The sequence below is a fragment of the Vibrio ziniensis genome, from assembly GCF_011064285.1.
GTDB lineage: Bacteria > Pseudomonadota > Gammaproteobacteria > Enterobacterales > Vibrionaceae > Vibrio > Vibrio ziniensis.
In genome coordinates, this window is sequence record NZ_CP049331.1 from 2,364,318 (window position 1) to 2,378,096 (window position 13,779).

Sequence of the window (13,779 nt, forward strand, 5' to 3'; positions counted from 1 at the left end):
GAAAGAAACATCAAAATTTGCTTCTATGCAAAAGTAATAAATCTGTTGTTTTGTTGGCACTTTTTGATCACAAACACGCCTCTTTGTTTAAAAAAAAGTCGAACGATGAGTTTAAGGCGATTTATTCAAAAAAACTGTTGACGCTCTGAGAGCAGATCCGCATAATGCGCACCGTTCTCAGCAATAAGGCAACTTATCTCAGAGAGCAAAATTAGGTAATGGCTACGTAGCTCAGCTGGTTAGAGCACATCACTCATAATGATGGGGTCACAGGTTCGAATCCCGTCGTAGCCACCATTTTCTAAGTGCTTTCATCGAAAGTCTTTAGGAAATAATGCGGAAATGGCGAAATTGGTAGACGCACCAGATTTAGGTTCTGGCGCCGCAAGGTGTGAGAGTTCAAGTCTCTCTTTCCGCACCATTATTCAGATGAGCAATCATCTCTGCAGGTCTATCGCCAAGCGGTAAGGCAGCGGCTTTTGATGCCGCCATCCCCTGGTTCGAATCCAGGTAGACCTGCCACTATTTAATAGTTTCAGTATTTGAAAATTTATTGGAACTCGTAGCGAGTTTGTATTATATTGTCTCGCTCAAAAATGATGGCTACGTAGCTCAGCTGGTTAGAGCACATCACTCATAATGATGGGGTCACAGGTTCGAATCCCGTCGTAGCCACCACTAATTCTTAGTTGTTTGCTTATTTCTAATGATTGAGCAAATAACTTTAGATACCGAGATGCGGAAGTGGCGAAATTGGTAGACGCACCAGATTTAGGTTCTGGCGCCGTAAGGTGTGAGAGTTCAAGTCTCTCCTTCCGCACCATTTATCTCGATATCTTAAAAATTTTGCGGAAATGGCGAAATTGGTAGACGCACCAGATTTAGGTTCTGGCGCCGCAAGGTGTGAGAGTTCAAGTCTCTCTTTCCGCACCATAATTTAGATGAGCAATCATCTCTGCAGGTCTATCGCCAAGCGGTAAGGCAGCGGCTTTTGATGCCGCCATCCCCTGGTTCGAATCCAGGTAGACCTGCCATTACAATAAAGATAGTGGTTAGTAAGGCTGTTGATGCCCCGTCTATACCCCTGATTCAGTTCAAGGTAGACCTGCCATTATTTAAGTGTTTTGTTTAAATTACAGATCACTACAACGATTAATTGAAGACCAATATTCAGTTAATCTACAGATTAAGATGCGGAAGTGGCGAAATTGGTAGACGCACCAGATTTAGGTTCTGGCGCCGCAAGGTGTGAGAGTTCAAGTCTCTCCTTCCGCACCATTATTTGTTGTTGGCTACGTAGCTCAGCTGGTTAGAGCACATCACTCATAATGATGGGGTCACAGGTTCGAATCCCGTCGTAGCCACCATTTCCTAAGTGCTTTCATCGAAAGTCTTTAGGAAATAATGCGGAAATGGCGAAATTGGTAGACGCACCAGATTTAGGTTCTGGCGCCGCAAGGTGTGAGAGTTCAAGTCTCTCTTTCCGCACCATGATTTAGATGAGCAATCATCTCTACAGGTCTATCGCCAAGCGGTAAGGCAGCGGCTTTTGATGCCGCCATCCCCTGGTTCGAATCCAGGTAGACCTGCCATTATTTAAGTGTTTTGCTTAAATAGCAGATCACTACAACGATTAATTGAAGACCAATATTCAGTTAATCTACAGAATAAGATGCGGAAATGGCGAAATTGGTAGACGCACCAGATTTAGGTTCTGGCGCCGCAAGGTGTGAGAGTTCAAGTCTCTCTTTCCGCACCATGATTTAGATGAGTAATCATCTCTGTAGGTCTATCGCCAAGCGGTAAGGCAGCGGCTTTTGATGCCGCCATCCCCTGGTTCGAATCCAGGTAGACCTGCCATTATTAATAAGATAGTGATTAGTCATTATCAAAATAGCTGGTTTTAGACGAGTTATTAGAACGGTTAATTGAACATCAAATTCAATTAATGTACAGACTAAGATGCGGAAATGGCGAAATTGGTAGACGCACCAGATTTAGGTTCTGGCGCCGCAAGGTGTGAGAGTTCAAGTCTCTCTTTCCGCACCATTATTCAGATGAGTAATCATCTCTGTAGGTCTATCGCCAAGCGGTAAGGCAGCGGCTTTTGATGCCGCCATCCCCTGGTTCGAATCCAGGTAGACCTGCCATTATAATTAAGATAGTGGTTAGTAAGGGTTTTGACGCCCCGTCTATCACCCCGATTCGGTTCAAGGTAGATCAGCCACTATTTAAAGTGTTTTGTTTAAATAACAAATCATTACAACGATTGATTGAAGACCAATATTCAGTTAATCTACAGATCAAATGCGGAAATGGCGAAATTGGTAGACGCACCAGATTTAGGTTCTGGCGCCGCAAGGTGTGAGAGTTCAAGTCTCTCTTTCCGCACCATTATTGTGAAACCCAGCTTAGGCTGGGTTTTGTTTTATCTGCTAAATTCAAATCTCGCCAATGCTTGTCTTCTTCCCACTCAGATACAAATTTCAAATATCAACAATCTGATTTAAATAGAGCCATGGAAGGATCGGAGAAACCTCAAGGATGGAGTTCTTAATAAACAATAAGTGCGTGTATGTATTCGGTGCTCATTGCCTAATACTGAGCAGATTAATAGTGAAGTGGATATAAAAAATCCAGCCGAAGCTGGATTTTCATTATTACTAACGTAAAAGCGATTAACCAAGAAGAGACAATGCTGAGTTTGGTGCTTGTTTCGCTTGTGCCAGCACAGTGCTAGAAGCTTGGCTAAGAATTTGAGACTTAGTCAATGCAGTTGTTTCTTTTGCAAAGTCTGTGTCTTTGATTCGGCTCTTAGAAGCATTAACGTTTTCGTTGATGTTTTCTAGGTTGCTGACCGCATGGTTAAAGCGGTTTTGGAACGCGCCAAGTTGAGCACGATGGCTATCTACGAATTTCAGTGCCGCATCAACAATTGCTACAGATTGTTGTGCGCCACCAACGCTTGTTACGTCGATGTCTTTAACCGTAACGTCTTTACCTTGACCAAAGCCTAGTTCACCGGCAAGACTGCCACCAAACGTTGCTTGGCCTTCAACCTTATCTGCCGCTGTAAACAGTTGTAGCTTGCCATCTTCATCAACAGAAGCTTTAACCATATCGGTTTGACCATTGATGTACGTTGCTAGCTCTTCAATGTCATCGCCAGCTTTAGCGTTGATAGAGATAGTTTTCTCGCCGTCATATTTGTCATTCAAAGTAATCGTTAGATCATTGCTTCCAGACTTAACAGCCCAATCTTTGCCCTGACCATTTTCAGCTGTGTAGCTTACGCCACCCATTTTCTGGTTGTCACTGCGCATGTTATTCAGAGTGAGCTTAACAGCCTCACCACTTTCAGCACCGATCTGGAATGACTTAGTATTAAACGTACCATTTAATAACTTACCACCAGCAAATGAGGTAGTTTCCGCGATACGGTTAAGCTCGTCATTCATTGAAGATATTTCTTCTTGAATCGCTACACGCTCAGCTTTTGAGTTTGAGCCGTTTGCCGCTTGCAAAGATAAGTCACGAACACGTTGTAGAATGTTCGTTGTTTCATTCATTGCCCCTTCAGCCGTCTGGGCAATAGAAATACCATCGTTAGCATTACGTACAGCAACATCAAGGCCACGGCTTTGAACATGCAAACGGTTAGAGATCTGCAGACCTGCCGCATCATCTTTTGCGCTGTTAATTTTTGAACCTGATGACAAACGTTCCATAGAGGTTTGCTGTGCTGATGTAGCACCGTTCAAATAACGCTGTGCTGTCATTGCTGACACATTGGTATTTACGTTCACTGACATAGTTGTCTCTCCTAAGATTTTTCTACGAAGTGGAACTTCGAATGCGGTTTCCGACGTCTCGAAAAACCAAATTGTTCTCTCAAAGTTATCCTTATTAGCGGCATATAGGAGAATAGCTTTAGATAAATTATGGATTTACTAAAGAAATACGACGTCACAACATGAGAAAACAACATGGTAAGAAAACAGTTATACGCACATAAGAATCAACTTAAGAGGCTATAGGAGAAGATAGGTGGGGAATTTTAGACAAAAGAAAAGCCCCTTTCCTTTGAGAGAACTGGGGCTGTTTGTGGTAGCCGAGCCATGTGGAGATCAAGAGAAATGAACACATTTAGGCCAACCAGGGGCGTATGAATATTATCCAGTGGCAAGCAGGGTGTAGATTGAGAGAGCCTGCCACTTTCTAATAAACATACTTTGCCGAAGGATCTTCATTACATGCCTACGTCTAGACTTATTAATGAAGAGTCCTAAAACTATTGCAATAGTGAAATTGCAGAGTTTGGCAACTGTTTTGCTTGAGCGAGAATTGAGGTACCCGCTTGTTGCAGAATTTGAGACTTAGTCAATTGCGTTGTTTCCTTCGCAAAATCGGTATCTTTAATACGACTCTTAGACGCTTCAACGTTTTCTTGGATGTTCGCCAAGTTACTGATACTGTGATTTAAACGGTTTTGTTTAGCACCTAAGTCAGCACGTTGAGAATCCACATATTTCAAAGCCGCATCGATAATACCTACAGCATTTTGTGAACCACCAACAGAGGTCACATCGATGTCTTGTACTGTGACATACTTACCACTGTCAGTATTCAAACCGAGTTCGCCAGCTAAGCTACCGCCAATACTAAAGTCCTGAGCCATATCCGGTTGAGCAATAAAGATTTGTAATTTGCCATCTTCGTCTATAGATGCTTTAAACACATCTGTTTGACCATTGATGTAAGTAGCAAGCTCTTCGATATCATCGCCGGCTTTAGCTTGTACGTTTACAGTCTGTTCTTCACCGTTTTTGTCGGTAAATTCGAATGTCAGCTGATTAGCTTCAGCCGGTACACCCCAATCTTTTGTCTTTCCTTGCTCAGCTACGTAAGCCATACCACCCATACGGTAATCATCAGCACGGATACTAGTTAATCCCATGATTATAGCTTCACCAGAACTAGAACCAATTTGGAATGAAGCCTCACCGAATGAACCGTTAAGTAATTTACGGCCACCGAATGATGTGGTTTCTGCAATACGGTTCAATTCATCTTGCAGTGCAGACACTTCTTCGTTAAGTGCTTTACGTTCCGACAACGAGTTAGTACCGTTTGATGATTGCAAAGAGAGGTCACGCATACGTTGTAGGATGCTAGTTGACTCATTCATTGCACCTTCTGCAGTCTGCGCAATCGAAATACCATCGTTGGCATTGCGCATTGCGACATCTAGACCACGAGACTGAGCTGTCAAACGGTTAGAAATTTGTAGGCCAGCTGCATCGTCTTTCGCACTGTTGATGCGGTTACCAGACGATAAGCGTTCCATAGATGTGTTTAGCTCTCCAGTCGCTTTGTTGAGGTAACGTTGCGCTGTCATTGCCGACACGTTGGTATTTACATTAATGGTCATAGTTTGCTCTCCTATCGAGTCCGCAAGTATTTTGCGAAGCGGTCAGCTTTACTCTTTGGAAGCACTGACCGTAAATAACTTGCTAAATCTGCAACAAGTGCCGATTTAAAAAATTGTTTAATTAACACTTACACTGATAATCCAATATACGTGCCAAATTTTAAAATATAACTAAATTATTTTTAAAACCCTTACATTTCAGCACTTTAAGATTAATATATTCGTTATAACCCAAAAGTAAGTAAGGATTCATAGCTAGCGGCAATGATTTATTGCCGCTAGCTTGCCGCTTTGTAATTGGCTAAATTACCACCACATTACAAAACAGCCGTCTTACTCTCTAATCACTTTAATTTTTGCTCATATGGCATTGCACATATGGCTCTCAAATTAAATGTAATTAAACAACGTTAAATCTTTTGTTTTCCCGAACGCTTGCTGAGAAGCTTGCAGCGCTCGCGAGTTTTCATTGAATTCAATAACCGCTTCTGCGTAGTCCAAATCTTCAAACTGACTTTTTGACTTCGCTAAACTGATTTTGAAATCTTCGTGTTGCTCTTCTTGAATATCTAACGTACTTAAACTGGCACCGATATTAGTGTGTGCCTTGTTCAAGTGAATAAAGGCTTTATGGAGTTCTTCAGTCACTTGATGTAGTTTCGCTGTAGAAGAAGCATCAGCGACAGACTGCGATGAATATTCAATCGCGTCTTTAAAACTGTCGAAAATACTGAATGTTTTACGCGGCTCAATGCTAATAGAGTCACCTTTGGTTATTTGCCCTTTAACAGCAATTGATAACCCTTGGTATTGAATTCCATTTTTTGCATTGAACTCTTCAGCTTGAACCACACTGCCATTACGCTTTAATTGATAACCAAACTGACCATTATCCATATCAACGAAAGTCACTTCATAACTTGCTGTATCATCAGAATTACTGTTGGTTGCTCGTTCAAGAAGTAACTCAGACCCATCTTGCAAAGCATAATTAGGCTCGTAATCGCCAAATGGATTTTCTATCTCCATAAAAGCCTTACTACCCGGTGTGTTAAACGGGATTTCTAAGCTATTAGAAATCTTCATTTTGCGCTGATAGTCATCACCTGAATAAGTTACGTTACCTGCGTTATCACGGAAAAATGGCTGATTCTTTGGTTTAGTACCAGCAAAGATATAGTTACCCATCTCGTCTTGAACATTTGCTAAGTTGAGAAAGTTATTTGAAATCTCTTGTATTTGACGAGCTATTGCTCCACGGTCCTCTGGTGAAAGAGAGCCGTTAATCATTTCCATTACATTGCGTTTAGCTTTATCAGCAAAATCTTCAGCATTCGTTACGATAACTTCCTGATGCTCAAGACGGTTTCTGACTAAGGTAATAGCATCCAAATACTGACGTAACTGCTCTTCTTGCTGTGATACGTTTTGGATGTAATGTGTGGCTAAAGGGTTATCTGCCGCAGATAATAACTTCTTGCCAGACGCCAACTGAGCTTGGTTGTGATGAACTTTAGATTCCTGACGACGCATGTCGTTTTGCACAGATTGATAGTTATGGAAGCTAGAAATTCGATTTAACATTTACTCTTCCTCCTATCTCAGTTGCAAAATAGTGTTAAACGTATCGTTCGACGCTTGGATGATACGAGACGATGCCATATAGGCTTGCTGAAACTTCATCATGTTTGCCGCTTCTTCATCTAGGTTTACCCCAGAGACGGAAGCTATACGCTCTTGTGCAGACTGCTTTTCTAGTCGAGAAACATCTGTAAGACGTGACGCGGTTGAGAGCTTCAAACCAAAATCTGTATTCAAGTTATGGTAAAGGTCAATAATGGTTGAATTATTGTCGTTCATCTCTTTATTGGTCTGAACGTTGATCATTTTACGTAAGTTGCCGTTATCACCTTCAGAAGCGGTAAGGTTTGCCGTAAATTTGTCATCCGGCAATGCTCCGCCGGTCAACTCAAAAATGGTTCCTTTAATTTCAATAGGCCCCGATGGTGGATAATCTTGCGGTTCAAGCAAAATCTTTCCCTTGGTATCGGTCACCGCGAACTGATCGCCTAATGGCGAAACAACCACTTGAAACTCACGAACTTCACCCGCTTCTATAATTTTGAACCTAGCTTTACCATGTGCCAGCGTCGTAGAAGCTTCATAACTCTGAGCGGCAATTTTTGCCGGGTCGTTGGTAATGAGTTTGATATCCTTAGCACCATTACGAGTTGGTCGTAAAATGACACGCTCACCCACTTGCGGATCTTTATTGATTTGAATCCGCATACCATCGAAAAAGATATTTCCACGTTTTTCCTGAGCAATCACCTGCTCACCGCTAGGGCGAGTGATCACATAATCACTTCCGTTGTACGACAGCGAGTATTCACCACCACTAAGCTGACTTACATCGTTAATATAAACGGCAAGATCAGCTTTTGAGTCACTTGGCGTAACAACACGAGCTCGAGCTGCTGTATCAGAGTTAACATCAGCAAAAAGGTTATGCCCAACGTCACCACGTAAATCTAACCCCTGCCATTGCAGCTTATTGACTTCATAAGAGAACGACGTAGCTAAACGACCAATTTCATCCATCACATAAGGAATGTGATCGTCACGCATATCCATCAGCGCTCCCATTTTCCCGCCGATATCTTTTGCAGTAATAGCTTTAATACCATTACCTTCTATCATAGCGAGACGGCGCTGCTTAACATCGGGATAGCCATCGATCATTTTCAACTCGCTAGCTTCAGTTCCTGAAACTAAGGTATGTCCACTGCCAATATGAATATTAAATCCTTCCGCATTCTTACGAGGAGTTACAGTCACATTGGTATATTCAGCCAGTTCAGCCACCAGTTTTTCATGTTGATCCATCAAGTCATTGTGAGGACCAGGAACTTTCATCATTAAGCGTTGTAAATCACGTATTTCTACAGCAATTTGGTTAATACGCTCCACCCCGACGTCCAATCCTTTATTGGTTACATCGTACTGGCGACGAACAGTTTCATGAAAATCATTAAGGTTTTGCGAAATTAGGTTGGCTTTTTCAAGCACAACTTTACGTGCACCTACATCGTTAGGTGAGTCAGCAAGAGTTTTAACTGCATCAAACCATTCGTTCAGATTTTCTGGAATTTTCTTTGAGGCAACAGACGAAAGCAGCTTAGATAACATATCGAGGTTCTGCTCTGTATCACTCTTTAGCGCATAATCAGAAGTGGCAATGTTCAGCTCTTTAACGGCAAACTGATCCCATGAGCGGCGAACATTGTCCACATGCACGCCCATACCATAAGTTTGTCCGCCAAATTGGCGAGGCATATTGGTCCCTTGGATTACAGACTGACGGCTGTAACCCTCTGTATTAACATTAGAAATGTTATGACCTGTTGTATTGAGTTGTCTCTGAGCGGTTAATACGCTTTGCGTACCCACATTCAGAAGATCAGACGCCATACTGCCCCCAAAAAACGATTAAAACATCAGTGTTCACTGACTAACTACAAGGGATAAAGCAACATGTGTGCCAAATATGATTTTATTGAGATAACTCGAGGAAATATAAAGAATAATTAAGAATTTAAATAGAAATAGAGAAGCAAAAAGCCGGAGAAAGATCTCCGGCTAAACAGTTATATTTCGTCCATCTGGTCGATTTGAGATTTCACTCTTAGCACTTTGTCTGCATATTGAGGATCCGTTGCATAACCTGCTTTATGAATACCTCGGATGAAATCTTCGCTGTTACCTTGATGGTTAAGCGCGGTATTGTAACGAGGATTCTTTTCTAAGAAACGAACATAGTCGTTAAAACTGTCTTGGAAAGAGTCGTAAGAGCGAAATGCAGCTTTTTCCATTACTGGTGTATTTTGATGGTATTCCAACGTTTGTGTCGCGACTTTATTACCTTGCCAGCTACGGTCGGCTTTAATGTTGAAAAGGTTGTTACTGCTACCTCTAGCATTTTTCACCACTTTTTGCCCCCAGCCTGTCTCCAGAGCTGCTTGAGCAATCAATAAAGAAGCATCAATACCTAACGCTTTTGCTGCTTTATCTGCATAAGGTTTAAGTGATGATACGAACGAACGTGGAGATTCAAAATTTGCCACTGGCTCTGGCTGTTGGCCTGCCACTTTATTTGCAACAGAGACACTATCCGTCGCAGAGACATTATCCGTCATAGCAAGATCATTTTCTTCCGCCGATTCTGCTCTAGTTGCTGCCGCTTCACGAGAGCGATCCACTCGACGCATCGCTTCTTGGAATGCATCTTCACCTCCCGCTTGCGATTTCTCGCCAGCAGAGAGCTGAGCCACGATCATGTCAGCTAAACCAAGAGAACCAGATGCACTCAGTTCGCTAGTCATCTGCTCATCAAGCATTTGACGATAAAAATCTTCGTTTTGGCTGTTAAACAATTCAGATTTGAAGCCAGAGTTTGCATCACGCATTGACTTCAACATCATGTTGGTAAAAATCGATTCAAACTGACGAGCCGCTGCAGTTAATGCCGCTTTTTCTGAACTTTCATCACCGCCAACAGCCTGTTTACGCAGTTTATCAAGGCTGGCAATATCGTGAATGAAACCAATATCGTTAGAGTTATCAATCATCTTTCGCTCCTTAGATAATGATCAGTTGACCTTCGATAGCACCTGCTTGCTTAAGTGCTTGCAGAATTGCCATCAAATCTGAAGGGGCTGCGCCAACTTCATTTACCGCACGAACGAGTTCATCGAGAGTAACCCCAGGCTCAAGTTTAAACATTTTGCCCTGTTTCTCTTCTACTTGAATCGTAGAGTCTGGAACAACGACAGTTTGACCACCAGAGAATGAATTTGGCTGGCTCACATTCAAGTTCTCTTTAATCGCTACCGTCATACCGCCATGAGTGACAGCTGCCGGTTTAAGGCGAACATGTTGACCAACAACAATAGTACCTGTACGAGAGTTAACAATAATTTTCGCTGAGCCATCAGCAGGATTGAATTCTAGATTTTCAATTGCAGAGAGAAACGCCACACGTTGGCTAACATCACGCGGGGCGCGAACGCGAACTGAGGCAGCGTCAACGGCAGAGGCCATTTGTGGGCCTAGAAAATCATTAACTGCATCAGCCATGCGCTGTGCTGTTGTAAAGTCTGACTGAACCAAGTTAAAAGTAATGAAGTCACCACGCCCAAATGGAGTAGGTACTTCACGTTCAACAATTGCACCGCCAGAAATCATACCAACAACTGGGTTGTTACCGACTATTTTTGAGCCATCAGCACCAGATGCACTGAAACCACTCACTACAAGATTGCCTTGTGCTACCGCGTAAACTTGCCCATCTAAGCCTTTCAAAAAAGTTTGCATAAGAGTACCACCACGTAAACTCTTAGCAGAGCCTACCGATGAAACAGTAATATCAACGGTCTGACCCTGTTTTGAAAATGCCGGCAAATCTGCCGTGACAATAACAGCGGCAACGTTTTTAGTTTTAGGCTTTGTGCCAGGAGGCAATTGAATGCCGAAGTTTTGCAACATGGCATTAAAGCTTTGGTCGGTAAATGGCGTTGACTCTCCAGTCCCAGGCAAACCAGTGACCAAACCGTAGCCCACCAATTGGTTACTACGCACACCTGCTACTTGAGCGACATCTTTAATGCGAGCAGCATTAGCGCTTGCGGTCACTAGCATCATCAATAACAAAGTGAGTTTTTTCATAGTGGGTTACCGTTAATTATTTGGTCTGCCGACCTGAATTCAAAAACAAATGAGGCCAATTAGGCCTCATCGATATCAACTTAATTCTGTCAATTCTTCGACTGTGAAACTTAATCTACAAAGAGACATTAAAAAATCGTGCCAAGAATCCAGGTTCTTGCATATCTTGGTTAGTTCCAGTCCCGGAATATTGAATTCGAGCGTTAGAAATGCGATTTGAAGCAATGGTGTTATCAAAATCAATGTCGTCTGGACGAATTGTGCCGCTCAAGCGAATGTACTCATCACCTGTATTTAAGGTTAGCCATTTTTCGCCACGAATCACTAGGTTGCCATTAGCCAACACTTCAATCACTTCCACCGTGATGGAACCTGAAATACTGTTGCTCTGGTTAGCTTCTGCACTGCCACTGAATTTGTTGTCATTCTTCAACGCATAGGAAAAGTCGTAATCACCTACGGTGAGATTTTTCCCACCAACGGCAAGCGGGTCCATCGTTGCATCGTTCGATTTTGTCAAATCTGCATCAGCACTTTTTGCTGCTTTGGTTTTTTCATCCAAAGTAACAGTGATAATGTCACCAATACCACGTGGTTTAGAATCATCATAAAGGCTATTGGCATGCGCTAAATTAAACAGTGAGCCTGTCTCTGCCGCATAATGTTCGGGTTTTGCTTTTGGATAAATTGGTGCCCATGCAGGATCACCAGAAACCGGATCAGTACGTTTACGTAGTGTGTCGACAACACCTGAATCACTTTCAACCGATTTATCACCTTCTACCGCGTCCACAACCGTTGTACCTGCAGTCATATCTGACGTTTCAATCTGCTCAGGTAATAACCCACAACCCGATACGGTTAAGACAAACACTAGGCTAAGTAAACGTTTCATCATCACAATCTCTCAATCACTTTATGAGCCAACATTAAAGCTGTTGGTTCGCATAGCTCATCATTTTATCTACCGCAGAGATCACTTTTGAGTTCATCTCATAGACACGTTGAGCTTCAATCATATTCACAAGCTCTTCTGTTACGTTTACGTTTGAGCTTTCGAGCATAGATTGACGGATACTGCCTAAGCCGTCTAAACCAGGAACACCTTCTTGAGGGTCACCACTTGCCCCTGTTGGCAAATATAGGTTCTGACCAATAGGCTCTAAACCACCTGGGTTGATAAAATCTACCGTTGTGATCTGCCCCAAGACTTGGTTATCTTGCTGACCACGAATACGTGCAGATACTTCACCATCGTTACCGATAGTGATCGAAATAGCATCTTGAGGAACCACAATTTCAGGGTCAAGAGCATAACCAGCACCTGAAGTCACAATCACACCTTCATCGTTCAGAGTGAACTGACCATTTCTCGAGTAACCGATGTTGCCGTCCGGCATCAGGATTTGGAAAAAACCATCCCCTTCGATCATCATGTCGAGGCTGTTGGTTGTGGTTTGTGCGTTACCGTTAGTGTGTACTTTTTGAGTTGCCACGACTTTAGAACCCGCACCTAACATCAAACCGCTTGGTAGTTCCGTATTTTGAGAGGACTGACCGCCTGGCTGATTAATATTTTGGTAGAACAAATCTTCAAACACGGCACGGCTTTTTTTGAAACCAACCGTCGAGGCGTTCGCTAAGTTGTTCGAGATCGTCGCAATATTGGTTTGCTGCGCGTCGAGGCCTGTTTTACTTACCCATAATGCCGGCTGCATACTAATTTCCTTTCAATTGGTTAGCTCATACGAAGCAGAGAGTCGGACGATTTGTCCATGTCTTCTGCCGTGCTCATCATTTTGACTTGCATTTCAAACTGACGCTGTAACTCGATTAGGCTGGTCATTTCACCGACCGCATTGACGTTACTGCCTTCTAAGGCTCTGGTCAGAATTTTCACATTGGCATCTGCGTCGTATGCCGCGTTGGGATCTTTCGCGCGGAAAAGACCGTTAACATCTTTGTATAAATCTTGGTTGCTTGGACGAACAAGTTTGATGCGATCAACTATTTCCATTGCGTCAGCTGGAGCGCCTTGTGGACGAACAGAAATCGTACCGTCATTACCGATTTCAACTTTTGCCACAGGCACTGGCAAAGTGATCGGAGCCCCCCCTTCACCCAGTACTAAGTGACCATTACCGTTTAGCAAAAGACCAGTTTGATCGATCTGCAAGTTACCGTTACGAGTTAGGCCTTCAGCGCCAGTTTTATCTTGAACGGCAATCCAGCCATCACCTTGAATAGTTACATCCAAATCACGTCCCGTTGTGATCACGCTACCTTGTTGGAAGTTATTTCCAGGGCGCTCAGTCATACTGAACACGCGACTAGGCAGACCATCACCGTATGCTTGCATCGAACGAGCTTGAGCTAAGTCAGCACGAAAACCTGTTGTGCTTACGTTGGCCAAGTTGTTCGCTCTTAGCTGCATAGCTTGCATATTTTGCTTTGCGCCACTCATGGCGAGAAACAATGCACGGTCCATAATTTGCTCCAAAATTCATCAGTTACCATGAATAAAGCAATAGATGTGCCAAGTTTTATTTTATTTATATAACAGAAGGTTAGATTGAATAGAATAGCTACTTTGAGGAGGGTTGCCGCGGCAATGTGGCAAACTG

General features: G+C 42.9%; 9 protein-coding genes and 16 tRNA genes. 16 read left to right on the top strand and 9 right to left on the bottom strand.

Annotated elements, in window-relative coordinates; genetic code table 11:
- Nucleotides 1-220: 220 nt before the first annotated feature.
- The 16 genes from G5S32_RS10850 (at nt 221) to G5S32_RS10925 (ending at nt 2,394) form a co-directional block, all read left to right on the top strand.
- A tRNA-Met gene (locus tag G5S32_RS10850) sits at nt 221-297 on the top strand.
- A 39-nt stretch (nt 298-336) separates the two neighbouring features.
- A tRNA-Leu gene (locus G5S32_RS10855) sits at nt 337-421 on the top strand.
- 26 nt (nt 422-447) lie between these two features.
- Nucleotides 448-522: transfer RNA gene (locus G5S32_RS10860), tRNA-Gln, on the top strand.
- Between the two features lie 79 nt (nt 523-601).
- Nucleotides 602-678, top strand: a tRNA-Met gene (locus tag G5S32_RS10865).
- A gap of 60 nt (nt 679-738) precedes the next feature.
- Nucleotides 739-823: transfer RNA gene (locus G5S32_RS10870), tRNA-Leu, on the top strand.
- Between the two features lie 25 nt (nt 824-848).
- Nucleotides 849-933: transfer RNA gene (locus tag G5S32_RS10875), tRNA-Leu, on the top strand.
- 26 nt (nt 934-959) lie between these two features.
- Nucleotides 960-1,034, top strand: a tRNA-Gln gene (locus G5S32_RS10880).
- A 159-nt stretch (nt 1,035-1,193) separates the two neighbouring features.
- A tRNA-Leu gene (locus G5S32_RS10885) sits at nt 1,194-1,278 on the top strand.
- 12 nt (nt 1,279-1,290) lie between these two features.
- Nucleotides 1,291-1,367, top strand: a tRNA-Met gene (locus tag G5S32_RS10890).
- A 39-nt stretch (nt 1,368-1,406) separates the two neighbouring features.
- A tRNA-Leu gene (locus G5S32_RS10895) sits at nt 1,407-1,491 on the top strand.
- Nucleotides 1,492-1,517: 26 nt separating this feature from the next.
- A tRNA-Gln gene (locus G5S32_RS10900) sits at nt 1,518-1,592 on the top strand.
- A gap of 82 nt (nt 1,593-1,674) precedes the next feature.
- Nucleotides 1,675-1,759, top strand: a tRNA-Leu gene (locus G5S32_RS10905).
- 26 nt (nt 1,760-1,785) lie between these two features.
- Nucleotides 1,786-1,860, top strand: a tRNA-Gln gene (locus G5S32_RS10910).
- Nucleotides 1,861-1,964: 104 nt separating this feature from the next.
- A tRNA-Leu gene (locus tag G5S32_RS10915) sits at nt 1,965-2,049 on the top strand.
- Nucleotides 2,050-2,075: 26 nt separating this feature from the next.
- Nucleotides 2,076-2,150, top strand: a tRNA-Gln gene (locus tag G5S32_RS10920).
- A 159-nt stretch (nt 2,151-2,309) separates the two neighbouring features.
- A tRNA-Leu gene (locus G5S32_RS10925) sits at nt 2,310-2,394 on the top strand.
- Nucleotides 2,395-2,678: 284 nt separating this feature from the next.
- On the opposite strand, the gene G5S32_RS10930 is transcribed toward G5S32_RS10925, so the two are convergent.
- The 9 genes from G5S32_RS10930 to flgF form a co-directional block, all read right to left on the bottom strand.
- Nucleotides 2,679-3,812 (bottom strand): flagellin, encoded by a 1,134-nt coding sequence (locus G5S32_RS10930; protein ID WP_165312034.1) that lies wholly within the window; start codon nt 3,810-3,812, stop codon nt 2,679-2,681.
- Nucleotides 3,813-4,291: 479 nt separating this feature from the next.
- Complete coding sequence (locus tag G5S32_RS10935) at nt 4,292-5,431, bottom strand: flagellin (protein ID WP_165312035.1); 1,140 nt, start codon at nt 5,429-5,431, stop codon at nt 4,292-4,294.
- A 390-nt stretch (nt 5,432-5,821) separates the two neighbouring features.
- Entirely contained in the window at nt 5,822-7,015 is a 1,194-nt protein-coding gene (gene flgL, locus G5S32_RS10940) for a flagellar hook-associated protein FlgL (protein WP_165312036.1), read from the bottom strand.
- A gap of 12 nt (nt 7,016-7,027) precedes the next feature.
- On the bottom strand, nt 7,028-8,902 hold the full coding sequence (gene flgK, locus G5S32_RS10945) for a flagellar hook-associated protein FlgK (protein ID WP_165312037.1): 1,875 nt from the start codon (nt 8,900-8,902) through the stop codon (nt 7,028-7,030).
- A 176-nt stretch (nt 8,903-9,078) separates the two neighbouring features.
- Nucleotides 9,079-10,059 carry a flagellar assembly peptidoglycan hydrolase FlgJ gene (flgJ, locus tag G5S32_RS10950; protein WP_165312038.1) on the bottom strand — a complete coding sequence of 327 codons (981 nt, stop codon included), beginning with the start codon at nt 10,057-10,059 and terminating at the stop codon, nt 9,079-9,081.
- A 10-nt stretch (nt 10,060-10,069) separates the two neighbouring features.
- A complete protein-coding gene (locus G5S32_RS10955; RefSeq protein WP_165312039.1) occupies nt 10,070-11,155 on the bottom strand; it encodes a flagellar basal body P-ring protein FlgI in 1,086 nt (361 codons plus the stop codon).
- A 115-nt stretch (nt 11,156-11,270) separates the two neighbouring features.
- Complete coding sequence (flgH, locus tag G5S32_RS10960; protein WP_165312783.1) at nt 11,271-12,050, bottom strand: flagellar basal body L-ring protein FlgH; 780 nt, start codon at nt 12,048-12,050, stop codon at nt 11,271-11,273.
- Nucleotides 12,051-12,084: 34 nt separating this feature from the next.
- Nucleotides 12,085-12,873 (bottom strand): flagellar basal-body rod protein FlgG, encoded by a 789-nt coding sequence (flgG, locus tag G5S32_RS10965; protein WP_165312040.1) that lies wholly within the window; start codon nt 12,871-12,873, stop codon nt 12,085-12,087.
- Between the two features lie 20 nt (nt 12,874-12,893).
- Nucleotides 12,894-13,643 (bottom strand): flagellar basal-body rod protein FlgF, encoded by a 750-nt coding sequence (gene flgF, locus G5S32_RS10970; RefSeq protein WP_165312041.1) that lies wholly within the window; start codon nt 13,641-13,643, stop codon nt 12,894-12,896.
- Between the last annotated feature and the right edge of the window lie 136 nt (nt 13,644-13,779).

Bases quoted from the DNA above. Each gene is read 5' to 3' on its own strand.
- flgJ (WP_165312038.1), bottom strand. From the start codon at position 10,059: ATGATTGATAACTCTAACGATATTGGTTTCATTCACGATATTGCCAGC.
- G5S32_RS10930 (WP_165312034.1), bottom strand. From the start codon at position 3,812: ATGTCAGTGAACGTAAATACCAATGTGTCAGCAATGACAGCACAGCGT.
- G5S32_RS10935 (WP_165312035.1), bottom strand. From the start codon at position 5,431: ATGACCATTAATGTAAATACCAACGTGTCGGCAATGACAGCGCAACGT.
- G5S32_RS10955 (WP_165312039.1), bottom strand. From the start codon at position 11,155: ATGAAAAAACTCACTTTGTTATTGATGATGCTAGTGACCGCAAGCGCT.
- flgL (WP_165312036.1), bottom strand. From the start codon at position 7,015: ATGTTAAATCGAATTTCTAGCTTCCATAACTATCAATCTGTGCAAAAC.
- flgF (WP_165312041.1), bottom strand. From the start codon at position 13,643: ATGGACCGTGCATTGTTTCTCGCCATGAGTGGCGCAAAGCAAAATATG.
- flgH (WP_165312783.1), bottom strand. From the start codon at position 12,050: ATGAAACGTTTACTTAGCCTAGTGTTTGTCTTAACCGTATCGGGTTGT.
- flgK (WP_165312037.1), bottom strand. From the start codon at position 8,902: ATGGCGTCTGATCTTCTGAATGTGGGTACGCAAAGCGTATTAACCGCT.
- flgG (WP_165312040.1), bottom strand. From the start codon at position 12,873: ATGCAGCCGGCATTATGGGTAAGTAAAACAGGCCTCGACGCGCAGCAA.